General features: G+C 69.2%; 20 protein-coding genes. 8 read left to right on the forward strand and 12 right to left on the reverse strand.

All coding sequences use genetic code 11. From position 1 onward, the window contains the following. The first annotated feature begins 6 nt into the window (after positions 1-6). Complete coding sequence (locus AMK34_RS12595; protein WP_073845356.1) at positions 7-822, forward strand: DUF72 domain-containing protein; 816 nt, start codon at positions 7-9, stop codon at positions 820-822. Between the two features lie 115 nt (positions 823-937). Here the strand turns inward: AMK34_RS12595 and AMK34_RS12600 are convergent, their stop codons facing one another. Then, entirely contained in the window at positions 938-3,751 is a 2,814-nt protein-coding gene (locus tag AMK34_RS12600; protein WP_443111201.1) for a BTAD domain-containing putative transcriptional regulator, read from the reverse strand. Positions 3,752-3,817: 66 nt separating this feature from the next. On the opposite strand from AMK34_RS12600, the gene AMK34_RS12605 reads away from it, so the two are divergent. After that, the gene (locus AMK34_RS12605; RefSeq protein ID WP_073845361.1) at positions 3,818-4,762 is read left to right on the forward strand and encodes an o-succinylbenzoate synthase; all 945 of its coding nucleotides are present in this window, start codon (positions 3,818-3,820) and stop codon (positions 4,760-4,762) included. Positions 4,763-4,818: 56 nt separating this feature from the next. Here the strand turns inward: AMK34_RS12605 and AMK34_RS12610 are convergent, their stop codons facing one another. The 4 genes from AMK34_RS12610 to AMK34_RS12625 all read right to left on the reverse strand — a co-directional run bounded on the left by AMK34_RS12610 (position 4,819) and on the right by AMK34_RS12625 (position 8,168). Then, positions 4,819-5,727, reverse strand: coding sequence for a M23 family metallopeptidase (locus AMK34_RS12610; protein WP_063777790.1), 909 nt, complete (start codon positions 5,725-5,727; stop codon positions 4,819-4,821). A gap of 157 nt (positions 5,728-5,884) precedes the next feature. Beyond that, positions 5,885-6,523, reverse strand: a complete 639-nt coding sequence (locus tag AMK34_RS12615) for a hypothetical protein (RefSeq protein WP_073845363.1) — start codon at positions 6,521-6,523, stop codon at positions 5,885-5,887. An 80-nt stretch (positions 6,524-6,603) separates the two neighbouring features. Then, positions 6,604-7,398, reverse strand: coding sequence for a transporter substrate-binding domain-containing protein (locus AMK34_RS12620; RefSeq protein ID WP_073845365.1), 795 nt, complete (start codon positions 7,396-7,398; stop codon positions 6,604-6,606). Then, positions 7,398-8,168, reverse strand: a complete 771-nt coding sequence (locus AMK34_RS12625; protein WP_073846269.1) for a nucleotidyltransferase domain-containing protein — start codon at positions 8,166-8,168, stop codon at positions 7,398-7,400. The genes AMK34_RS12620 and AMK34_RS12625 overlap by 1 nt, the downstream gene beginning before the upstream one ends. A 129-nt stretch (positions 8,169-8,297) precedes the next feature. Between AMK34_RS12625 and AMK34_RS12630 the strand changes: the two genes are divergently transcribed. Beyond that, on the forward strand, positions 8,298-8,522 hold the full coding sequence (locus AMK34_RS12630) for a PspC domain-containing protein (RefSeq protein ID WP_007033414.1): 225 nt from the start codon (positions 8,298-8,300) through the stop codon (positions 8,520-8,522). Positions 8,523-8,728: 206 nt separating this feature from the next. Beyond that, the gene (locus AMK34_RS12635) at positions 8,729-10,423 is read left to right on the forward strand and encodes a hypothetical protein (RefSeq protein WP_073845367.1); all 1,695 of its coding nucleotides are present in this window, start codon (positions 8,729-8,731) and stop codon (positions 10,421-10,423) included. Positions 10,424-10,968: 545 nt separating this feature from the next. Here the strand turns inward: AMK34_RS12635 and groL are convergent. The 5 genes from groL to AMK34_RS12660 all read right to left on the reverse strand — a co-directional run bounded on the left by groL (position 10,969) and on the right by AMK34_RS12660 (position 15,999). Beyond that, a complete protein-coding gene (gene groL / locus AMK34_RS12640) occupies positions 10,969-12,597 on the reverse strand; it encodes a chaperonin GroEL (protein WP_037335595.1) in 1,629 nt (542 codons plus the stop codon). A 249-nt stretch (positions 12,598-12,846) separates the two neighbouring features. Further along, positions 12,847-14,316 carry a serine/threonine-protein kinase gene (locus tag AMK34_RS12645; protein ID WP_073845369.1) on the reverse strand — a complete coding sequence of 490 codons (1,470 nt, stop codon included), beginning with the start codon at positions 14,314-14,316 and terminating at the stop codon, positions 12,847-12,849. 56 nt (positions 14,317-14,372) lie between these two features. After that, positions 14,373-14,579: a cold-shock protein gene (locus AMK34_RS12650; protein ID WP_005164266.1), complete on the reverse strand. Its 207-nt coding sequence runs from the start codon at positions 14,577-14,579 to the stop codon at positions 14,373-14,375. A gap of 114 nt (positions 14,580-14,693) precedes the next feature. Beyond that, positions 14,694-15,317: an AIM24 family protein gene (locus tag AMK34_RS12655; RefSeq protein WP_038507818.1), complete on the reverse strand. Its 624-nt coding sequence runs from the start codon at positions 15,315-15,317 to the stop codon at positions 14,694-14,696. A gap of 4 nt (positions 15,318-15,321) precedes the next feature. Continuing rightward, positions 15,322-15,999 (reverse strand): TIGR00266 family protein, encoded by a 678-nt coding sequence (locus tag AMK34_RS12660; protein ID WP_038507816.1) that lies wholly within the window; start codon positions 15,997-15,999, stop codon positions 15,322-15,324. A gap of 74 nt (positions 16,000-16,073) precedes the next feature. Between AMK34_RS12660 and moeA the strand changes: the two genes are divergently transcribed. After that, the gene (gene moeA, locus AMK34_RS12665) at positions 16,074-17,267 is read left to right on the forward strand and encodes a molybdopterin molybdotransferase MoeA (RefSeq protein ID WP_073845371.1); all 1,194 of its coding nucleotides are present in this window, start codon (positions 16,074-16,076) and stop codon (positions 17,265-17,267) included. 22 nt (positions 17,268-17,289) lie between these two features. On the opposite strand, the gene AMK34_RS12670 is transcribed toward moeA, so the two are convergent. Together AMK34_RS12670 and AMK34_RS12675 are read right to left on the reverse strand one after the other, a co-directional pair. Next, positions 17,290-18,534, reverse strand: coding sequence for an MFS transporter (locus tag AMK34_RS12670; protein ID WP_073845373.1), 1,245 nt, complete (start codon positions 18,532-18,534; stop codon positions 17,290-17,292). Next, positions 18,531-19,094, reverse strand: coding sequence for an ArsR/SmtB family transcription factor (locus AMK34_RS12675; RefSeq protein ID WP_037335572.1), 564 nt, complete (start codon positions 19,092-19,094; stop codon positions 18,531-18,533). Before AMK34_RS12675 ends, AMK34_RS12670 begins: the two co-directional genes overlap by 4 nt. A gap of 81 nt (positions 19,095-19,175) precedes the next feature. Between AMK34_RS12675 and AMK34_RS12680 the strand changes: the two genes are divergently transcribed. The 3 genes from AMK34_RS12680 to pssA all read left to right on the forward strand — a co-directional run bounded on the left by AMK34_RS12680 (position 19,176) and on the right by pssA (position 21,638). Beyond that, entirely contained in the window at positions 19,176-19,457 is a 282-nt protein-coding gene (locus tag AMK34_RS12680; RefSeq protein ID WP_038507811.1) for a GlsB/YeaQ/YmgE family stress response membrane protein, read from the forward strand. 477 nt (positions 19,458-19,934) lie between these two features. Beyond that, the gene (locus tag AMK34_RS12690) at positions 19,935-20,663 is read left to right on the forward strand and encodes a phosphatidylserine decarboxylase (RefSeq protein ID WP_073845375.1); all 729 of its coding nucleotides are present in this window, start codon (positions 19,935-19,937) and stop codon (positions 20,661-20,663) included. A gap of 3 nt (positions 20,664-20,666) precedes the next feature. After that, entirely contained in the window at positions 20,667-21,638 is a 972-nt protein-coding gene (gene pssA / locus AMK34_RS12695) for a CDP-diacylglycerol--serine O-phosphatidyltransferase (protein WP_038507805.1), read from the forward strand. The last annotated feature ends 134 nt before the right edge of the window (positions 21,639-21,772 follow it).

Genomic DNA, 21,772 nt, shown 5'->3' on the forward strand with positions numbered 1-21,772 from the left:
AAGGCGGTGATCGACGTCGCGGCGCTGAGGATCGGCACTTCGGGCTGGCGCTATCCACCGTGGCGCGGGGACTTCTACCCCCGCGGCCTGGTGCAGCGGCGCGAGCTGGAATACCTGTCGTCCCGGATGAACTCGGCCGAGATCAACGGCTCGTTCTACTCGCTGCAGCGTCCCGAGCGGTACCGCGCGTGGGCCGAGCAGACCCCGGACGACTTCGTCTTCGCCGTCAAGGGCGGCCGCTTCATCACGCATCTGAAGCAACTGCGCGACGTCGAGACACCGCTGGCGAACTTCTTCGCCTCCGGTGTGCTGGCGCTCGGCCGGAAACTGGGGCCGATCCTCTGGCAGCTGCCGCCGCGGCTGGCGTTCGACGCCGAGCGTGTCGAAGCGTTTTTCAAGCTGCTGCCGCACACCAGCCACGCCGCCGCCACGCTCGCGAAACACCACGACGACAAGCTGAAGGCCGAACCGCACACCGATCCGAGCCCTCGCCGGAAGCTCCGGCACGCCGTCGAGGTACGGCATCCGAGCTTCGCCGAGCCCGAAAGCCTGGCCCTGTTCCGGAAACACGGCATCGCGCTCGTGGTCGCCGACACCGCGGGCAAGTTCCCGTACATCGACGAGATGACGAGCGAAGACTTCGCGTACGTCCGCCTGCACGGCGACGAGGAGTTGTACGTCAGCGGTTACAGCGACAAGGCCCTCAAGAAGTGGGCCCGGAAGATCAAGGGCTGGGGCCGCGACACGTACGTCTACTTCGACAACGACGTCAAGGTCGAGGCGCCGAAGAACGCGATCGCCCTCGCGGAACTCCTGGCTTGACCCTCGCCAGCTGCACAGTCAGCGCGCAGTGAGCGGTGTCCTGTTCACTGGCTCGTGAGGTCACGGGCGTACTCGCGTGCTGGTTCTGGGGGTCGGCACGCCGGGCGCCCGTGCCTCACTCAGCCTTGACGGTTTCGCCCACGAGCGAGGCCAGCTTGGTGCGGACGTCCTCGGCGTCGGGATGCGCGAGCTCGGTCAGCACCCGCACCGAACGCAGCCAGCACTCACGCGCCGACGAGGGATCACCGAGCCGCAGATGGATTCCGCCGAGCTGGGCCAGCACGTCGGCCGCCTCGTAGAGCTCGCCGTGGGCGAAGAACATCTCGACGGCGCGCCGCATGCAGGCGATGCCCTCGTCGCCGCGGCCGAGCCCGACCAGCGCGGTTCCCTTGGTGTGCAAGGTGAAGCGGGCTTCGTCGGGCAGCGCGTGCGCCTCCAGCGCCAAAGCCTGGTCGGCGAAATCGAGTGCCTGCTCGAAGCGGCTGGCCTGGGCACAGATGTCGCCGAGGGCCTGCAGCGCGCTGGCCTCCATGCCGGCGCCGACGTTGCTCTCCCGGATGAGCCGCAACGCGCGCGTGCCGTAGTCCCACCCCGTGTCGGGATCCTGGCTGGCCAGCGTGAGGTTGTAGAGGGCCCGCGCCTCGCCCTGCCGGTCCCCGACCTGCCGCTGCAGTTCGACGACCTGCTCCAGGTAGGCGATGCTGTCCTCGTATTGGCGCGCGACCCCGCAGGCCACGCCGAGGCCGCTGAGGATGGCGGCCTCACCGGAACGGTCCCCGAGGTCGCGGGCGGCACGAAGCGCGACGCCGAACACCGAACGCCAGTCGTCCAGCCGGGCCCGCACGATGAAGTACGACTGCAGCAGCCACGCCAGCTGCCAGCATTCCCGGTATCGCCGCTCCCGGTACGCGATGTTCACCGCGGCGATGAGGTTGCCCGCCTCTTCGTCGAACCAGTCGAGCGCCTGTTCGTAGTGCCCGAACTTCAGCCCGGCGCCGTCGAACCGCTCCGGCTGGACGAGCCGGTAGTGCCGTTCGGAGCGCAGAAGCCTCGACGCGTTCAGCGCGGAGGCGAGCGACGCGTGGAGCAGCCTGTCCAGCACGGCCGTCCGTGCCTCGGGCCCGTCGAGCTCCGCCGAAAGTTCGGCCGCGTACGCGCGGATCAGGTCGTGGAACTGGTACCGGCCCGGTTTGGACCGCGCGATCAGATGCGCGGACGCGAGTTTCGCCAGATCCTCGTGTGCTTCCGCGATGTCGACGCCGGCCACCGCCGCGGCCGCGGGCACGCTGAAGTCGCCGCCGGTCGGCAGGCCGAGCAGCCGCAGCATCCGCGCGGCCCGCTGGTCGAGCGCCCGGTACGAGTACGAGAAGACGGCCCGGATGTTCGTCTCGTCGCCGTCGGCGAGGTCGAACGAGCCCAGCCTGTCCTGTTCGGCTTCCAGCAGCCGGACGAACTCGCCCAGCGCGAGGTCCGGGAACTGCGCCGCCCGCACCGCGAGGATCCGGATGGCCAGCGGCAGCCCGCCGCAGTACCGGATGAACCGTTCGGTGGCCTCGGGATCCTCGACGACCCGGTCCAGCCCGATCGTCGACGCGAGGAGGGCGATCGCGTCCTCGTCCGGCAGTTCCTCCAGCGCGACGCGCCGGGCGCCGTGGGTCGCGACGAGTGCTTGGAGCTGCCATCGGCTGGTCACCAGCACCAGGCAGCCGGGGCCGGGCAGCAGCGGCCGGATCTGCTCGGTGCTGGCCGCGTTGTCGAGCAGGATCAGCATCCGGCGGCCCGCGCTGTACGTACGCCAGGTGGCCGCGCGTCCGTCGACGTCGGCGGGGATCCGGTCGGCGGGGACGCCGACCGAGACGAGCATGGTTTCGAGCGCGGCTGCGGCCTCGACCGGCTCGCCGGGACCGTAACCGCGCAGGTTGAGGTACACCTGCCCGCCGGGGAAGCGGTCTCCGACCTCGTGCGCGAAGTGGACGGCGAGTGTCGTCTTGCCGATGCCGCCCATTCCCTCGATCGAGGCGATGGACGTCGACCGCTCGGTGTCCAGCGCCTCCGGGACGAGCCCGTGCAACGCCTTGAGGTCGCGTTGGCGGCCGGAGAACACCCGCAGATCGGCGGGGAGCTGGCGAGGGATCAGCGGTTCGGCGCCGAGCCGGTACCGCGTCAGTTCGGAGTCCAATGTGGTCTCGACGGACTCTTCGCCGGTCAGGATCGCCTGGTGCGCCCGCTGCAGCGACGCTCCGGGGTCCAATCCGAGCTCTTCGGCCAGCACCGCGCCGATCCGGCGGTAGACGTTCAGCGCCTCGGCCTGCCTGCCGGAGCGGTAGAGCGCGATCATCAGCTGTTCGTGCAGCCGCTCCCGCAGCGGGTTCTCACGGCACAGTCTGATCAGCTCGGGCACGACGACGTTGTGCTCGCCGAGCGCGATGAGCGCGTCGGCCCACTGCTCGCACACTCGTAACCGCTCTTCGCCCAGCTGGTCGGCTTCGTCGCGAAGCAGCGCTTCGGAGTGGACGTTCTGCAGCGCCGGCCCCCGCCATTCGGACAAGGCCGCGGCGAACCGGCCCGCGGCTCCGCGCAGGTCGCCGTCCCGCGCGGCCTCCGCACCGGCCGCGGCGTGGGCGCGGAAACGGGCGAGGTCGAGCAGGTTTTCGTCGAGTTCGAGCAGGTAGCCGCCCCGTTCGGTGCGGATGGTGACCTCGTCGCCGAGCGCGCGGCGGACCCGCAGGACGTAGGTCTGCAGCGCCCCCTTGGACCGCCGCTGGTCGTCCGGCCACAGCCAGCGGCCCAGCTCCCCGACCGGAACCACCGTGTTCGCGCGCAGCAACAGGCCTGCCAGCACGATGAGCGGCCTGCTGCCGCCCAAGGGCACCGGCAGCCCGTCCGCCGTGACCTCGGTGGGCCCCAGCACGCGAAAGTCGAGTGCCACGTCGCTCATTCTGTCCGGAACCGATGGAATCGGCACGCGATTCCCGCGGTGGCATGATCGGTGCCGATGGACGTCTACGCTATCCCCCTGCGCACGCGGTTCCGAGGCATCACGGTCCGCGAAGGACTGCTGGTCCGCGGCGAGGCGGGCTGGGGCGAGTTCTGCCCGTTCTCCGACTACTCCGACGCCGAGAGCGCGCCGTGGCTCGCGTCCGCGCTGGAGGCGAGCGAACGGGGCTGGCCGTCGCCGGTGCGGGACAGCGTCGAGGTGAACGCGACCGTGCCGGTGGTGTCCCCGGAGCAGGCGTACGAACTCGTTTCCGCTTCGGGCTGTCGCACGGCGAAGGTGAAGGTCGCCGACCCGCGGGTGAGCCTCGCCGAGGACTGCGCCCGGGTGGAGGCGGTGCGGGCCGCGCTGGGCCCGCGGGGCGCCGTCCGCGTCGACGCGAACATGGCCTGGGACGTGGACACCGCGGTCAAGGCCATCGGTGAACTGGACCGCGCGGCCGGCGGGCTCGAGTACGCCGAGCAGCCCTGCCCGTCGATCGACGAACTGGCCGCCGTCCGGCGCCGGGTCGGGGTGCGGATCGCCGCGGACGAATCGATCCGCCGGGCCGAGGATCCGCTGAAGGTGGCCGTCGCGGGGGCGGCCGACGTCGCCGTGCTGAAGGTCGCGCCGCTGGGCGGGGTGCGGCGCGCCCTGGAGGTCGCCGAAGCCTGTGGCCTGCCGTGCGTGGTGTCTTCCGCCGTCGAGACGAGCGTCGGGCTCGCCGCCGGGTTGGCGCTCGCGGGCGCACTGCCCACTTTGGACTTCGCGTGCGGACTGGGCACGATGTCGTTGCTGACCGGAGATGTCTGCGGCGAATCACTGTTCCCTGTGGACGGTCAGCTGCCGGTGCCGCCTCAGGCTCCCGCTCCCGATCTGTTCGCCGCCCACGCCGCCGCCCCGGACGTCCAGGCGGCCTGGATGTCCCGCTTCACTCGCGTCCGCGCCCACCTCCGGATGTCATGAAAGGGTCGTTCAGGACAAAAGATGTCCTGAACGACCCTTTCATGACACTTCCGAGATCAGGTGCAGTGTTCGAAAGGCGATTCGTAGCTGGCGGATCCCGCCGAGCCGCCCCACCGGACACATTTCGCGCCGGCGGCCGCGCTCACCGGACCCGCGTAGTACTCGAAGCTGCCGGAGTCGGTCTTCCTGGCCGAACCCTGCACTTCGAGGAAGGCCGAGACCGCGCTGCCCGTGCCGACCGAGGTGGACTTGATGGTGGTGACGCAGTTGTTCTTGTTCGTGGCGTTGTACAGCAGGTACGCCGTCGCGGCGCTGCCGACCGCCTGCGAGTCGATCACCTTGTAGCCGTCGCCGCACACCTCGACGGCGTCGTACGGGTTGGGGTTCCCGTTGCCGCTGCAGGTGTTCTTGGAGGTCACGTTGGCGTTGGGGTAGCCGAATTTCACGCCGTTGAAGTACGCGGGCTTGATGTTGCTCGGCCACGACGAGTCGTTGGTGCGGACTTCGTAGTGCAGGTGCGGGCTGATGTTGTTGCCCGGCTTGGAGGTGTTGCCGACCTCGCCGATCTTCTGCCCCTGCGCGACCTGCGCGTTGAGCGCGACCGAACGGACCTTCAGATGCGCGTAGTAGGTCGACCATCCCCCACCGTGGTCGATCTTCACGAGGTTGCCGAAGCCGTTCTGCGACCCCTGGTGCGCCGAGATGACGACCTTGCCCGCCGCCGCCGCGACCACCGTGTCGCCCAGATCCGCCCCCGCGGAACTGCCCCGATTGAAGTCGATCTCGTAGGCCCGGTGTGCGCTGCTGTTGTCGTTGTCGCCGTTCCACACCTGGTTGCAGGGGAACGGAAGCTGGAAGTTGGGACGCGGCCCGACGGCGGCTTCGGCCGACGTCGCGGTGATCGCCAGCCCGGCCATCCCCAGCAAGGCGGTGGCGGCCGCCGTGAGCACTCGTCTGAATCTCATCGGATGTCCTTTCTCGGCGTTTCGCGAGAAGCGTCCCGAAAGGGCGTACAAGCGAGATACAAACGACCACGAGCCCTCCTGGCCGAGGGGACCAGGAGGACTCGTGCCGCCTCCGCACCGGATCCGTCCGCGTCTTCCCCGTCCCGGTGCGGGTGTCTCAGCCGACGCGCTCGATGGTGGCGCGGCGGATCAGGAACTTGCCCGGTTCGCGGACCTGCTCGAAGGCCGCGTTGTTCAGCAGCGCGCAACTGCCGGAAACGCCGGTGACCTCGACGGTCGTGGACTTGTCGTTGTCCAGGTTCGTCACCTTCAGCTTGGTCCCCGCCGGGAACTCGCTGCTGGACGCCGCGGGGGCGCCGCCCTCGCCGGACAGCGTCACCGTGGAGCCCGGGCAGACGACCTCGCCGTCACCGGCGGCCGCTTCCTCCTGCGGGGCAGCTTCTTCCTTCGGAGCCGCCTCGTCCTCGACCGCCATGACGTCGTCCGCGGCGTGCTTCCCACTGTCGGCCTGCACTTCTTCGGTGCACCCGGCGGCTTCGCGGCGCTGCTGGATGAGGTCGACGACGGCCTGCCTGTTCGCGATCCGCGCCTCGGACAAGGCGTCCGGCTGCGCCTTCTGACCCGCGATGAAGGTGAGATTGTTACGGAGAGCGGTGTCGAGTCCCTGGCAGCTTTCCGCGGCCTGCCCGTCCGGAGTGCTGATCGCGAACATCGCCGCGGCGATGGCGGCCACCCCGAGCACGGACGCGATGCCGATCGTCGCGCGTTTGCGGTGTTTCCCGGCGCTGTTCATCATCGGTGTCTTCCTCCGGTCTGATTTCCTCCTCACCCACATCCAGGGATACGGCCGGATAACGAAAGTGGTTCAAACCGATTTCAGCCGAGCCAGGGCTTCGCGATACGCGCGTACGTGCCGTCGTTCAGCGCGAGATGCAGCCACTGGTCGGCCCACTCCTTGAACACGACGTCGCGCGGCAGGAGGTACGCCTTCTCCGAGAAGGTGAACGGCTCGTCGGGATGCACCGCGCACAAACGCGGATTCCGCTTCGCCTGCCAACGGGTCTCGGTGGCGTCGGTGATCATCAGGTCGGCCCGGCCCGCCAGGATCTCGGCGAAGATGGTGTTGTTGTCCGGATGCCGCACGATGGTCGCGCGCTTGAGGTTGGCGTCGGCGAACTGTTCGTTGGTACCGCCCGGATTCACGATCGCCCGCACACCCGGCTGGTCGATCTGCTCCAGGGTCTGGAACCGCTTTTCGTTCTCGCACAAGGTGATCGGCGTCTTGCCGTCGCGAAGATAAGGAACGGTGTAGAAACCCTTCTTCGCGCGGTCCAAGGTCACCGAAACCCCGCCCATCGCCAGATCGCATTTCCGCCCGACGTCGTCGGCGATCGCCTTCCAAGTGGTCTGGACCATCTGGAGCCGGACGCCGAGCCGCCGGGCGAGGTCGCCCGCGAGGTCGATGTCGATCCCGCTCCACGCGCCGTCGGCGTCCCGATAGGTGAACGGGCGATAATCCCCCGTCGAACACACGCGGATCTCGCCGCGGGCTTGAACGACGTCCAGTCTGCTTTGCGCGCCATGGCCTTCGGGCGCGGCACTGGCCGTGCCGATTCCCAGCACGGTCAGCACCGCGACCCCGAACGTGAGCGCTTTCGCCTTGATCGTCATCAAGGCATCTTCCACGCCCTGAGGTAAGCGCGCACCAGCCAAGCGTCGGCCCATTCGGCGTCCGGCTCCTCCGGCAGCGGCGACGCGCCGCGCACCAGCTCGTCGAGACGGCGCTCCAGCGACTCGGCCGCTTCCAGCGCTTCCTCGCGGGTTTTCTCGCCCTGCCTCAGATCCCGGAGCCAGCCGAGCCACGGTTCGGGGACCGGCAGCGTGATCCGGCCGGTCTCCAACAGCTCCACGCCCTGCACGCCGAGCCGCACCATGTGCATGGCGAACTTCGTGTCGAAGCCGTACTTCTCGATCAGCTCCGGCCTGCCCGATTTGCCGCGCAGCCCCAGCATCCGCTCGCGCTGGGCGCGGGAGTAGCCGAGGAACCGCAGCCCGGCCCGGCGCGAGACGATCCGGTGCGCTTGCTCGCGCAGTTCGGCGCCGAGTTCGTCGATCACCACGATCTCGGACTCGGGTACGAACAACGGCAGGAGGACGGTCGGGTTCCCGTTGAGCACGAGCCGCATCCACTTGCGCAGCGAATAGACGATCAGGTCGAGGTCGCCGGGGCCGGATCGGGCGCCTTCGGGCTGCGTGCGGAAGATGTACTGCTCGAACCGCTTCAGGCCGATCACGTGGTCCGGCGGCTCGATGCAGATGCCGAGCTCGTCCCGGTCGTCCTGGCCGAGCACGGCGGTGCCGTGCAGCCCGGACCCGACCTGGCAGCGCAGGATCGTGCCCTGCTCGGCGATGGCGGCGAATTCGGGGCTGTCGTGTTTCACCGGACAAGTCATACCCGCGGACGGGGGCGCCGGGCACCCGCTTTTCCGGCCCCTCAGGGTCGGATTCCAGGGTCGGGTCGGGGCCGTTCCCCGATGTGCCGGGGGTCGTTCCGGAGCGAACATGGAGCCATGACGAACAGCGTGTACACCCCCCAGGCCACCAAGAAGCTCTACCGCAGCCGCACCGACAAGATGCTCGCGGGCGTCGCCGGCGGCTGGGCCGCCTACCTCGGCGTCGACGCCGCGATCCTGCGCATCGCCCTCGTGGCCGGCGTCTTCTTCACCGCCGGATTCGCGATCCCGCTCTACGCCGCCGCGTGGCTCCTGACCCCGGAACAGCCGGGCGAATCCTGATCGAGGGCGGACGCCGTGCGCAGGGGGCGCGGCGTCCGCCGGATCGCGTTCAGCCCGCTAAACGCGATCCGCCTGGGGACAGGGGGATGAAGAAGGGCCCGGACATGGGGATGTCCGGGCCCTTTCCGGTTTTCGGCCGCGGGATCGCGCGCTCGCCGTTACACTTCCCCTGACTTTGTCACAGGGAGTGGGAAGCGGGGGCCTCCATGGCCGGGTATCTGAGCCTCAGCGAGTACAAGCGGATGCTGGAAGGCGCGCTGGACGACTTTTGGCAGGCACTCACCAAGCGCTGGATGGAAGACGCCGTCGACGCCATGGCGAAGCTCTCGACCACCGTCCCGTGCTCGCCGGATCCCTGGGCCTGGCAGTGGTCCGCCGAATCGTACGGCCATCTGTCGCACGGCGAAGACCTGTGCGGCTACCTGACCTGGGTCATGGACGGCATGCACGGCCACTACAAGGACGTCCACTGCGAGGGCTGGAACCCGCAGCTGACGAAGTACGTCGAGTGCCACGTCGAACGGAACCTCGCGCAGATCGAGCGGCTGGCCTGGAACCGGCGGCAGGAGGTTGCCAAGTTCGTCCCGCAGCTGGAGGGACCCGACCTCGCGAAGCTGGAGGCCGCCCACAACACGTTCCTGAACGTCGCCGGCAACCTCGGCTACCAGGACAAGAACGGCCGGGTGACCGAGCTGCTCGGTCAGGGCGCTGTCGTCGAGAACGTCGAATGGCTGGACGGCGCCACCAGCGCGACCGAGCCCTGGTTCATCGCGTGGACCGGGCTCGCCGCCCAGGAGTTCAGGGAAGGGTTCTTCGCCTCGATCGCGCCGACCATGGCGCACCAGTCGCTCATCCTCGCCAGCCTGTCCACGCTGTACTCCACCCGCGCTTCGACGATCCAGGCGACCCGCCTCAACATCATCAAGCGGCTCAACTGGGCCACCAAGAAGCTGGACGAGAAGGTCACCCTCAAGGTCTTCACCGCGGACTCGATCCTGGAGAAGGTCGACCAGGCGCGAACGGTCCACGGCGTCGCGACCAATCTGCTGTCCGCCGCGGCGAAACTCAGCAAGGTCGTGAAGACCGTCGACGAGGCGGGCGGGAAGGTCCTCGGCCCGGTGGGCGCCGTCCTCGATCTGGCCGGTTTCGTCGGCGGGATCATCAAGGGGCTCACCGTCGAGCAGGACGCCATGTCGCTCCAGGACATCCTGCAGAAGCTCACCACGTCGATCCAGGACGAGCACAACGCGTTGTCCGGCCTCGAATCCGACTTCGGCGCGAACGTGCTGGCCCTGCAGAAGGCGATCGCGGGGGTGCACAGTTACAACCTCGAACTCTACGACCTCACCGCGAACAAGCTGCCGAACCAGACCGACCGCGCGAAGTACCACGGGGTCCAGGTCGAGGTCTATTTCGTGCTGCGGTTGGCACAGACCTGCTTCGAAGCGGCCGAAGGCTATTCGGCACAACTGCGGATTCTCGCCGAGGCCGACAACGCCGACCGGCACCTCGCGGGCCGCGACGAGCAGACGTGCACGGGCGACGACACGACGTTGGAGATCCGGGACGCCGTCGAACAGTTCATGAGGACGAGTTGCGCGCGATTCCTTCTCGCCGGTGAGCAGCTCAGGAAGGCGGCCGAGGCCTACGCGCGAACGGACGGCGAGCTGTCGGACGACCTGAAGAAGATGTTCGCCAACTGGGAAAACGCCAACAAGGACCGGGGGAAGATCGATCCCAATCCCGAGACGGTCGAACGGGAAAGCGCGGCCACGGAGGCGGGCGGAACCGACCGGACCGGTCTTGAGCCGAGGAAGCCTTCGGAGCCGAACTCCACCGATCCGTACGAGGAGGAGCGCCGGAAGCAAGGCGGGAAGTACGCGGTGGACGGGCAACGGTAGGGGCCACACCTCCAGCAGCCACGGGTCGTGAGTGGTATTGGTCGTTCTACGGACTCGTATTTCCTAACCACTGGTGTGATTGGCGGTCGACGGGGGAAGATTCCGGCCGTTGAACGTCCGGAATCTTCCCCCGTCACGTCGTCTGCCACCGGTCGCGCCTGGCGCGACCTTGATCAACGGAGGATCGGGGACGTTGACTGTCCCGAACCTTCCGTTGATCAAGGTCCAAGACCGGGCGTCCCTGGCGACGATGGAGGAATTGGGACGTTCAACGTCCCAATTCCTCCATCGTCGCGCCCGGCAACCGCGGAACCACCACTCTCGCCCCGTCAGGCGCAGGTAGGCAAATACCGGTCCGCTCTAACCCTCATTACTCACGACCCGGCATAAAACGCCTGAATCGGGCGCGATCACCTCGGAAGCGTCCCTTGTGGACAGTCAAGCCCGTGACGAGACGACTTCGCGGGCCCGCCGCACCCGGGCAAAGGAAAAGCCCGGACGCGCGAGGCGCGTCCGGGCTTTCCGGTGGTGCTACAGGCTCGAACTCAGAAGTCCATGCCGCCCATGCCACCGGACGGGTCGGCGGGAGCGGCCGAGGCCTTCTCCGGCTTGTCCGCCACGACGGCTTCGGTGGTCAGGAACAGCGCCGCGATGGAAGCGGCGTTCTGCAGCGCGGAGCGGGTGACCTTCGTCGGGTCCGGCACGCCGGCCGCGAGCAGGTCCTCGTACTCGCCCGTGGCGGCGTTGAGGCCGTGGCCCTGCGGGAGGGACTTGACCTTCTCCGCCACGACGCCGCCTTCGAGGCCGGCGTTGATCGCGATCTGCTTGAGCGGCGCCTCGACGGCGACCTTGACGATGTTGGCACCAGTGGCCTCGTCGCCCTCGAGCTTCAGACCGGCGAAGGCGGCCTCGGCGGCCTGGATGAGAGCGACGCCACCACCGGCGACGATGCCCTCTTCGACGGCGGCCTTGGCGTTGCGCACCGCGTCCTCGATGCGGTGCTTGCGCTCCTTCAGCTCGACCTCGGTGGCGGCACCGGCCTTGATGACGGCCACGCCGCCGGCCAGCTTCGCCAGACGCTCCTGGAGCTTCTCGCGGTCGTAGTCCGAGTCCGAGTTGTCGATCTCGGCGCGGATCTGGTTGACGCGACCCTGGATCTGGTCGGCGTCGCCCGCACCCTCGACGATGGTGGTCTCGTCCTTGGTGATGACGGCCTTGCGCGCCTTGCCCAGCAGGGAAAGGTCCGCGTTCTCCAGCTTGAGGCCGACGTCCTCGGAGATGACCTGGCCACCGGTCAGGATCGCGATGTCCTGCAGGATCGCCTTGCGGCGGTCACCGAAGCCCGGGGCCTTGACGGCGACGGACTTGAAGGTGCCGCGCATCTTGTTGACGATGAGGGTGGCCAGGGCCTCGCCCTCGACGTCCTCGGCGATGATCAGCAGCGGCTTGCCGGACTGGATGACCTTCTCCAGCAGCGGCAGGACGTCCTTGACGGTGGAGATCTTGGAGCCGAAGAGCAGGACGTACGGGTCCTCGAGCTCGGCTTCCTGACGCTCCGGGTCGGTCACGAAGTAACCGGAGATGTAGCCCTTGTCGAAGCGCATACCCTCGGTGAGCTCGAGCTCGAGCCCGAAGGTGTTGCTCTCCTCGACGGTGACGACGCCTTCCTTACCGACCTTGTCCAGCGCCTCGGCGATGAGCTCGCCGATGGTGCGGTCCGCGGCGGAGATCGACGCGGTGGCGGCGATCTGCTCCTTGGTCTCGATCTGGACGGCGGCCTTGTGCAGCTGCTCGGTGATGGCCTCGACGGCCGCCTCGATGCCGCGCTTCAGACTGATGGGGTCGGCCCCGGCGGCGACGTTGCGCAGACCCTCGCGGACGAGAGCCTGGGCGAGCACGGTGGCGGTGGTGGTGCCGTCACCCGCGACGTCGTCGGTCTTCTTGGCAACTTCCTTGACGAGCTCGGCCCCGATCTTCTCCCACGGGTCCTCGAGCTCGATCTCCTTGGCGATGGAGACACCGTCGTTGGTGATCGTCGGCGCGCCCCACTTCTTTTCGAGCACGACGTTCCGGCCCCGCGGGCCGAGGGTCACCTTGACGGCTTCGGCGAGGGTGTTCAAGCCGCGCTCAAGACCGCGGCGGGCGTCCTCGTCGAACGCGATCAGTTTGGCCATTGCGGTGTGGTCCTCCGGTATTGGGCGCCGCCGCACGCCTACTACAGCGCGGCGGCAGGACTCTTCCTCGGCCAGGCTCGGTGCCCGCGACGGACGACCCACCCGATCAAGGGTGCGGCCTCACCGTCCCGACCTTCAGGCGAACGGTCGGTGACCGCTCCGCCTGGCACTCGACGGCGTCGAGTGCCAATGTCGTGTTTAGCACTCTCCAGGGGAGAGTGCAAGAACCGCAGGTCAGCGCGGTGGTATTCAGCTGCTCGGCTTGATGGGGATCGACGACGGGGGCGGCTTCAACGACGAGCCGGGACCCTGCGTTTGGGAGCCGCCGGGGCCGACCGGGATGTTCGGCGCGGTGGTCTGCGGGCCGTTCCCGCCACTCGAATCACCGAAGACGAAGATCGCGGCGACGATCGCGCCCGCGACCACGAGGGCGCCGACGACGATCCAGATCCACTTGGCGCCGCCGCCCTTCTTGGGCTGCTGCTGGAAACCGCCCTGCTGCTGGGGCGGTGGGCCGTAACCGGGGGGCGGGCCTTGCTGGAAGCCACCCTGTTGCTGGAAACCGCCCTGCTGCGGCGGCGGGCCGTAACCAGGGGGCGGCCCCTGCTGGAAACCGCCCTGCTGCTGGAAGCCACCCTGCTGCGGCGGCGGGCCGTAACCGGGCGGCGGGCCCTGCTGGGGCGGGCCTTGCGGCGGGGGACCCTGCGGTCCCGGTCCCTGCTGGCCGTAGCCGGGCTGCTGTCCTCCGTACGGGTGCACGGGGCCCCCCTCTCCCTGTGGCGGCGTGTTCTGCCGTGGCGCCTGCTGCGGTACCGCCTGCTGGACGGTCGCGGCCGCCGCCTGCCCGGGCGCGCCGGGAGGCTCGTTCGAAGTCGCGAGCGGACCGAGCGCGCGCCTGGCGGCCGCGATCATCTCAACACAGTTGGGGTAGCGATCGGCGGGATTCTTCGCCATTCCCTTCCGGACGACCTCGTCGATCCCGGCGGGCAGGCCGACGATCCGCGAGATGGCCGGGGGCTCGCCGTTCAGATGTCCCTTGATGACCGTCTGCACGTCGCCCTTGAAGGGCGGGCTGCCGGTCAGGCAGGCGTAGAGGACACAGGTGAGCGCGTACTGGTCGGTGCGGCCGTCGAGCGGCTCGCCGCGCAGGTGCTCGGGCGCCGCGTACGTGGGCGAGCCGAGGAAGTCGCCGCCGCGGGTCCGGTGCCCGGTGGCGCCGCGCCGGGTCAGGCCGAAGTCGGCGACGTAGACGTGCTCGCGCGAGGTCTCCTTGCTGGTGACCAGGACGTTCGCCGGTTTGACGTCGAGGTGCACGAGACCGCGGTTGTGCAGGGTGTCGAGCGCGTCGGCGACCTGGTCGAGCATGTTCAGCGCGCGGGCGGGCGCGATCGGGCCACCGGAGATCAGCCCGGCGAGGTCGCCGCCGTCGACCATCCGCATGGCGATGTAGAGCATGCCTTCGAGCTCGCCGAAGTCGTACAAGGGCACGACGTTGGCATGGTCGATCGCGGACGTGTTCCGCGCCTCGTCGACGAAGCGTTCGCGGAATTCGGCGTCGGCCCCGAGGTGATCACCGATGACCTTCAGTGCCACCTTGCGTCCGAGCCGCACGTCCGTGGCCTTGTAGGTCACGCTCATGCCGCCCTTGCCGAGCACACCGTCGATGCGGTAGTTGCCCAGCCGACGACCCGTCAGGTCCCCCGACTCATCGCCTGTCACGCAGCGAAGCCTAACGCGCCAGTTCCGGGCGCCGCCGGGGGTCGCCCGAAGTCTCCTTAAGAGACCTTGCGTACGTCCGCGGCCTGACTCCGCCCGTCACGGCCGGACTGGACTTCGAATTCCACGCGGTCACCCTCGTCGAGCGTCCGGAATCCGTCGGCCTGAATGGCCGAGTAGTGGACGAAGACGTCGGGCCCTTCGGTGGATTCGATGAATCCGTAGCCCTTTTCCGAGTTGAACCACTTGACGGTGCCGACTGCCACGGCGCACTCCCTCAGCACAGGATCCGTCGGCCTTCTCTGCCCCGGCCGGCGGTTTCGAGTGCAGTTCACGCTACCCGAATTACCGGCGTCGGCAATGCTCAATTCGTCCCAAGGTCATCCGTGAGAAAGCCGCCTATTGCGCGCTTGCACGAGGACGCGTCCTGGTCCCGCGAAGTCCAGCGCGAGCCCTTCGCCGGTGCGCACCGACTGCGGGCCGGACTGGTCGACCGCGCGGAGACGGCACTGCACGGTGTCCGGATAGGCCAGCAGGAAGTCCGGCCGCACGGTGACGAGTTCGCCCGCGGTGAGTTCGAAGGCGTCGACCGGTCCCTGCGCGGCCAGCACGAGCGGGCCGCTTCCGCTGTAGTGCTCCAGGAAACCGGAATCGGCGCCGAAGAGCTTCTGCAGCGGCGCCCAGCCGGGGTCGTGCCGGACGGTCGACGGCCGGGCGAGGATCGCGTCCCGGCTCACGCACCAGCCCCCGCCGCCGTTGAACTCCAGCGGGTAGACGTCGCCGGCGGCCAGCGGCGCGAAGTCGATCCAGCCGCCGCCCTCCGGTGCGTTGAACACCGACGGGGCGGCTTTGCCCGCCCGCGAACCACCGCGGGACGGGACGGTTTCGGTGATGCCGAAACTGCTGGCCAGCATGGTGTCCCCGGCGGCCTGGACGGCCTCGCCGGGGGACAGCAGCACGCGTGCGACCCCGAAGTTCGGGGTGTGCCTCGTCTGGACCCGCATGCGGTCAGCGGGAGGGGACCTGGGCGATCACCCAGGCGGACAGCGCCGACGGGTTGCGGGTCTGGGTGAGCAGCTGGCCCGGACCGGCGAAGTCGAAGACGAGGCCTTCACCGCTCTTCATCGACTGGATGACGCCGGTGGCGACCTTGCGGATCTGGTACTGCACGGTGTCGGCGAATGCGACGACGTGCCCGGTGTCGATGGTGATCACCTCGCCCTGCTGCAGGGTGACCGTCTCCAGCGCGCCGTAGCAGGCCACGACGAGCGGCCCCTGTCCCGTCGCGTGCGTCAGGAAGCCGCCCTCGCCGCCGACGAGGTTCTTGAGCCCGCCCCATTTGGTCTCGGTCTGCACGCCGTGGGAGGACGCGAGCCACGAACCGCGCGTGACGCACCAGCCGGTGCGGCCGTCGAGGTTGATGATCTGCATGTCGCCCGGCAGGTTCGCGGCGACGTCGACCCAGCCGCCGTTCTGCGGCGCGGTGTAGGTGGAGATGAAGAAGGATTCGCCGGAGAGGAAGGCGCGGCCGAGGCCCTTCATGATGCCGCCCTGCGCCTGGGACTGGACCTGCACGCCGTAACTCGTCGCCATCATCGCGCCCGACTCGACCTGCGCCGGCTCACCCGGGGCGAGGACGAGCCTCGCCACCGCGAACGATGGCTGGTGACGGATCTGAACCTGCATGTCTTCTTCTCCCCGGATGGTCGTTGTGACGCGCAGAGTCTTGCATGCGGGGCCCGAGGCGGGAGGATGGTCCGGTGATCTCCGTCGACGCCCACCGTGAGACCGTCACCGGCCTGCTCGGAAACGCCCCCGTCATCCGCCTTCCGCTCGCCTCCGCCGCCGGGCTCGTGCTCGCCGAGGACGTCCGCGCGGGGGTTTCGCTGCCGCCGTTCGACAATTCCGCGATGGACGGTTATGCCGTCCGCGCCGAAGACGTCGCGGAAGTACCCGTGACGTTGCCGGTCGCCGAAGACATCCCCGCGGGACGGGTCGACAGCACGAAACTGGAGCCGGGCACCGCGCACCGGATCATGACCGGCGCCCCGATGCCGCCCGGTGCCGACGCGGTGGTGATGGTGGAGCACACGGACGGCGGCGTGACGGACGTCCGGATTCTCAGGACGGCTGTCCTGGGCGCGCATATCCGGCGCCGGGGCGAAGACGTCGTCGAGGGCACGGTGGCGCTTTCCGCGGGGACGGTGCTGGGTCCGGCGCAACTGGGTCTCGCGGCGGCCGTCGGGCTCGCCGAGGTTCCCGTTTACCGGCCGCTGAAGGTGCTCGTGGTGTCCACCGGGACCGAACTCGTCGACGCGCCGGAACCGTTGCGGCACGGGCAGATCTACGAGTCGAACAGCATCATGCTGGCGTCCGCGATCCGCGCGCTCGGCTGCGAGGCCGAGGTCGTGCGCAGTGTGGTCGACGACGTGGACGAGTTCCGCTCGGTGATCGAGCCGAGGCTGGCGGAGGTCGATCTGCTGGTGACCTCGGGCGGGGTGAGCGCGGGGGCGTACGAAGTGGTGAAGGACGCGCTGACCGGACAGGGCGTGGAGTTCCGGAAGGTCGCGATGCAGCCGGGCGGGCCGCAGGGCTGCGGACGCTGGAACGGCGTGCCGGTGGTGACGCTGCCGGGCAATCCGGTGAGCGTGCTCGTGTCGTTCGAAGCGTTCCTGCGGCCGGCGTTGCTCGCGGCGATGGGGCACGCCGGGGTCGACCGGCAGAAGGTGCGGGCCCGGCTCACCGAGTCGATGACCTCCCCCGCCGGACGGCGCCAGTTCCGGCGGGGCTTCTACACGCATTCCGAAGGCGAGGTCACCGGGATCGTCGGTCCGCGCGGCGGACCGGGATCGCATCTGCTGGCGTCGTTCACGCAGGCGAACTGCCTGATCGTGCTGCCTGAGGACGTGGACTCGGCCGAGCAGGGCGACGAGGTGGACGTCCTCCTGCTCTGACCTGCGTTTCGAGAGACACGGCCTAAACGCGATCCGCCGGGAAGTCGCGGCAACGGCCGACCGGGGTGAACAGCAGGACGAAGACGGCGACGACCTCGAGCCCGGCCATCAGCCCCAGCGTCTGCCGCACGCCGGCCGTCTCGCCGAGGATCCCGCCGAGCAGGCCGCCGAGCGCGACCGCGCCGAAGCTGAGCACGGACGAACTCGCGGTGACCCGGCCGAACATCCCGGCCGGGACGTAGCGCTGCCTGAAGGTGGCGTTGAGGACGTTCGAGCCGACGACGCCCGCGCTGACCGAGAACCCGGCGGCGACGAAGAAGGCGAGCCCCCAGCCGCCGTTCGCCAGCGGGCCGAGCAGCATCATCAGCGCTCCGAAGGCTTCACAGAGCACGAAGGCCCGCGCGGTGCCGATCCGTGCGGCGAGTTTGCCCGACAGCGCGGCGCCGAAGACGCCGCCCGCGCCGACGAGCGCGAGCACGAGCCCCGCGGTGCCTTCCCCCACGCCGAGATCGCGGACGAGGAACACGACCTCGATCGACTGGTAGCCCATGAGCGCGACGTTCGAGATCGCGCCGAAGACCGCCAGGACGCGCAAATACGGGTCGTGGACGACGAAAACGAGGCCGTCGCGGATCTCGTCACGCAGCCGTGAACGCGTCTTCGCCGGGCGCTCGGGCTCGCGGTGCCGGATGGATCGCAGGCACAGCACGGAAATCCCGAAGCTGACGGCGTCGGCGAACACCCCGGCGACGGCGCCGAACCAGTGCGCCAAGAGACCGGCGAGCCCCGGTCCGCCGATCTGCGCGGCGGATTCGCTGCCCTGCAGTTTTTCGTTGGCCTCCTGCAGCTGGTCCTTCTCGACCAGCGAAGGCAGGTACGCGCGATACGCGACGTTGAAGAACACCTTCGCGACGCCGCCCGCCAAGGCGACGACGATCAGCTGGGTCATCGTGAGCAGCCCGGACCACGCCGCGACCGGGACGCTGAGGAAGACCAGCATGGAAATGCCGTTGCACACCAGCATGACCGGGCGTTTCGGCCGTCTGTCGACCCAGGCGCCGGCGGGCAGGCCGATCAGCAGCCAGGGCAGCCAGGCGGCCGCGGTCAGCAGACCGACCGCGAACGTGCTCGCCTGCAAGGTGACCACCGCGACGAGCGGCAGCGCGACGACGGCGATGGAACTGCCGAGCACGCTGGTCGTCTCGCCGGTCCACAGCAGCCGGAAATCCCTGGAGCGCAGCAATCCGCCGCGTTCGCGGGTGGTCACGGGCGGGCCGGGACGACGCGGGTGGAGATGAAGACGGGGCGGCGTTCCTGGCCGTCGTCCGGGATCTCGCGGCCGCTGTAGGACTTGATCAGTTCGTGGACCTTCTGTTCGAGCTCGGCCAGCTCGGCGACCGACATCTTCGCCCAGCTGTCGGTGGCGAAGGCGGCGCGATGCCATTCCTCCGGATAGCTGTCGCGTTCGGCGAACCATTGGCGCGCCATGGAAACCTGACGTTCGAGGGCGAGGGATTCGGCGGCTGCCGCGACCGGGTCGTCGGGGAAGTCCGAAGGCGACCAGGAAACCGCGTAGCTCACGCGGCGCCACCAGCGCTCGCGACGGTCGCGGGCGAGTTCCGGTGCTTCCTCGACGAGATCGCTCGCGGCCAGCACCTTCAGGTGGTGGCTGACGTTCCCGACCGCCTGCCCGGTCCGTTCGGCGAGCACGGAAGCCGTGCACGGGCCGTCGAGGCGGAGGACGTCGAGCAGGCGGCGCCGCAGCGGATGCGACATCGCGGCGAGCACCTTCGAATCGTGGACTTCGTGGACTTCGCGATCGGCCATAACGCACAACAGTAGTTGCACAAGAGTCCTTGTACAAGTCTCCTTGTGCGCTACTCCATCCGGGTCGGTAACCTCGATGGCATGGGTTTCTTCTCGTGGATCGTGTTCGGCGCCATCGCCGGCTGGCTGGCCAATGTCGTGGTGGGCGGCCCGGACCGGCGCGGCGGCTGCCTGTTCAGCATCCTGGTCGGCGTGCTCGGCGCGGCGCTGGGCGGTTTCATCTACCGGCTCGCCACCGGCACCGAACGGACCTTCGAGTTCGACTTCCCGAGCTTCGGCGTCGCGATCCTCGGTTCGATCGTGCTGCTCGCCCTGCTGCGGCTGGTGCGTGGCTCCGGGCGGAGCGACTCGTATCGGCGGTGATCAACGGAGTGACCGTTGGTAACGGTTTTCTCGCGACCGGTGATCATCGGGGCGCGGGGAACTAGAGTGGGATGTTCGCTCAGTTCCAGTGGCCGCGTCCGGGTGCATGTGCCGTCGGGGGGCATATGCATCCGGACGCGCGTGCCTCGGCGATGACGGAGACGGCGCGGACGGGGTCGACGAGCGGAGGCATCGGCGCCGCCGAAATGTCCTTCTTCCAGGCGCGGAACAGCTCGGCGAGTCGCTCGCCTGCGGGGTCCGGGCTGGCGGGCATTCGAGGGTCCTCAAGGTCTGCTATCGGCGTCAATTACCTAGAGTTATCGCGTATTTCGACCTTCCGTTACCGGGATGTGGCCCCTCCCACCCGGCGCGGGGAAACCCTTCCGGGGGAGGCCACGGCCCGTCTCCGGACAGGGCGGTAGCGTGGTGGCTCTTCCTGTCCCGACCCCCCGACACGAACTGCGGTGAACCCGACCAATGAGCGGCAACCGGCCGGAAGCCACTGGTAATCCCCTCGCGCACGCCGTGAAGCTGGCCCGCGAGACCGTTCCGCCGATGCACCCGGCCGGCAGGCCGTTCGTGTTCGGCGGTCTCGCCGCGACGCTGGTGCTGCGGCGGTTCTCCAAGCGCCTCGGCGTCGTCGGCGCGCTCGCGACGGCCGCCACGGCCGCGTTCTTCCGTGAGCCCAAGCGGGTCCCGCCCGCTCAGTCCGGCCTCGCGATCGCGTCGGCGGACGGCTTGGTCTCGCTGATCGAAGAGGCCGTGCCGCCGCCCGAGCTGGGGCTGCCCGCCGAGCCGCGGATGCGGGTGAGCGTGTTCCTGTCGGTGTTCGACGTGCACGTCCAGCGGATCCCGGCCTCGGGGGTGATCGAGCGGGTCGCGTACCGGCCCGGGAAGTTCCTGTCGGCGGACCTGGACAAGGCGAGCGACGACAACGAGCGCAACTCCGTGCTCATGCGCACCGAAGACGGCCACGAGCTCGTCGTGGTGCAGATCGCCGGGCTGGTGGCCCGGCGCATCCTCTGTGAGATCCGCGAGGGTGACAAGGTCGGCGTCGGCGCGACGTACGGCATCATCCGCTTCGGCTCGCGAGTCGACCTGTATCTGCCGCCGGGCAGCAAGGTTCTCGTCTCGAAGGGCCAGCGCACGATCGGCGGCGAGACGCCGATCGCCGAGCTGCCCACGGCGCCGCACCCGGAAGGCTGATCCATGGTCCGCGTGACCACTCCCGGCGTGCGGCTGCTGCCGAACGCCATCACGGTGCTCGCCCTGTGCGCCGGTCTGTCGTCGGTGCAGTTCGCGCTGATCGGCAACTATCCGATGGCGATCGCGTCGATCGGGATCGCCGCGGTGCTCGACAGTCTCGACGGCCGCATCGCGCGGCTGCTGGACGCGACGTCGAAGATGGGCCAAGAGCTCGACTCGCTGTCCGACGGCATCTCGTTCGGTGTCGCGCCCGCGCTGGTGCTGTACGTCTGGCACGCGGAGGGCGAGCGGATCGGCTGGGTGGCATCGCTGATCTTCGCGGTCTGCATGATTCTGCGGCTGGCGCGGTTCAACACGCTGATCGAGGACACCGAGCAGCCGCCGTACGCGGGCGAGTTCTTCGTCGGTGTACCCGCGCCCGCCGGTGGTCTGCTGGCGATGTTGCCGCTGATCCTGGAGCTGCAGTTCGGGCAGGGCTGGTGGTCGCATCAGTACGTGGTGTGGGTGTGGACGATCGCCGTCGCCGCGCTGCTGATCAGCCGGATCCCGACGCTTTCGCTGAAGACGGTGAAGGCGCCGCCCAAGGCGATCGCGCCGCTGCTGGTCGGGGTGGGCCTGCTGGCCGCCGCGATCATCCAGTTCCCATTGGTGGCGCTGGCGATCGCGCTGGTGCTGTACCTGGCGCACATCCCGTACTCGGTGTACCGGCACCGGTGGCTGGCGAAGCATCCGGAGGCGTGGATGGCGCCGCCGCGGGAACGGCGCGCGATCCGGCGTTCTTCGAGCCGCCGCCGTCTCGGCCTGCGGCCGCCGCTGCGGCGCGTGGTGGCCGGCGCCGCTCAGCGGGTCCGGCTGCAGCGCGGCGAACAGCACGTCGCGCGCGCTCCGCGCACCATCCCGACCGACAAGGACCGGGACAACGGCCGGGGCCCGCGGCGCCGCTCATGGCGCCGGATCGGCCTGCGGAAACGCTGACTCACCCGGCTTGACCGCCCACTCCCAGCCCCCCGCCCGTCCCTGGGGGACGGCCCCGCGCCCAGCGTACCGGGGGTGTCCGACGGGACCGGGGGAAACGGGGGCCGGGGGCGGGAGTTGTCCACAAGCGGGTG

Source organism: Amycolatopsis sp. CB00013, assembly GCF_001905755.1.
Taxonomy (GTDB): domain Bacteria; phylum Actinomycetota; class Actinomycetes; order Mycobacteriales; family Pseudonocardiaceae; genus Amycolatopsis; species Amycolatopsis japonica.

Excerpts from the sequence above, each read along its gene's own strand:
- groL (WP_037335595.1), bottom strand. The coding sequence starts at position 12,597 with ATGGCCAAACTGATCGCGTTCGACGAGGACGCCCGCCGCGGTCTTGAG.
- AMK34_RS12675 (WP_037335572.1), bottom strand. The coding sequence starts at position 19,094 with ATGGCCGATCGCGAAGTCCACGAAGTCCACGATTCGAAGGTGCTCGCC.
- AMK34_RS12680 (WP_038507811.1), top strand. The coding sequence starts at position 19,176 with ATGGGTTTCTTCTCGTGGATCGTGTTCGGCGCCATCGCCGGCTGGCTG.
- AMK34_RS12620 (WP_073845365.1), bottom strand. The coding sequence starts at position 7,398 with ATGACGATCAAGGCGAAAGCGCTCACGTTCGGGGTCGCGGTGCTGACC.
- pssA (WP_038507805.1), top strand. The coding sequence starts at position 20,667 with ATGGTCCGCGTGACCACTCCCGGCGTGCGGCTGCTGCCGAACGCCATC.
- AMK34_RS12610 (WP_063777790.1), bottom strand. The coding sequence starts at position 5,727 with ATGAGATTCAGACGAGTGCTCACGGCGGCCGCCACCGCCTTGCTGGGG.
- AMK34_RS12655 (WP_038507818.1), bottom strand. The coding sequence starts at position 15,317 with ATGCGGGTCCAGACGAGGCACACCCCGAACTTCGGGGTCGCACGCGTG.
- AMK34_RS12635 (WP_073845367.1), top strand. The coding sequence starts at position 8,729 with ATGGCCGGGTATCTGAGCCTCAGCGAGTACAAGCGGATGCTGGAAGGC.
- AMK34_RS12605 (WP_073845361.1), top strand. The coding sequence starts at position 3,818 with ATGGACGTCTACGCTATCCCCCTGCGCACGCGGTTCCGAGGCATCACG.
- AMK34_RS12660 (WP_038507816.1), bottom strand. The coding sequence starts at position 15,999 with ATGCAGGTTCAGATCCGTCACCAGCCATCGTTCGCGGTGGCGAGGCTC.
- AMK34_RS12615 (WP_073845363.1), bottom strand. The coding sequence starts at position 6,523 with ATGATGAACAGCGCCGGGAAACACCGCAAACGCGCGACGATCGGCATC.
- AMK34_RS12690 (WP_073845375.1), top strand. The coding sequence starts at position 19,935 with ATGAGCGGCAACCGGCCGGAAGCCACTGGTAATCCCCTCGCGCACGCC.
- AMK34_RS12630 (WP_007033414.1), top strand. The coding sequence starts at position 8,298 with ATGACGAACAGCGTGTACACCCCCCAGGCCACCAAGAAGCTCTACCGC.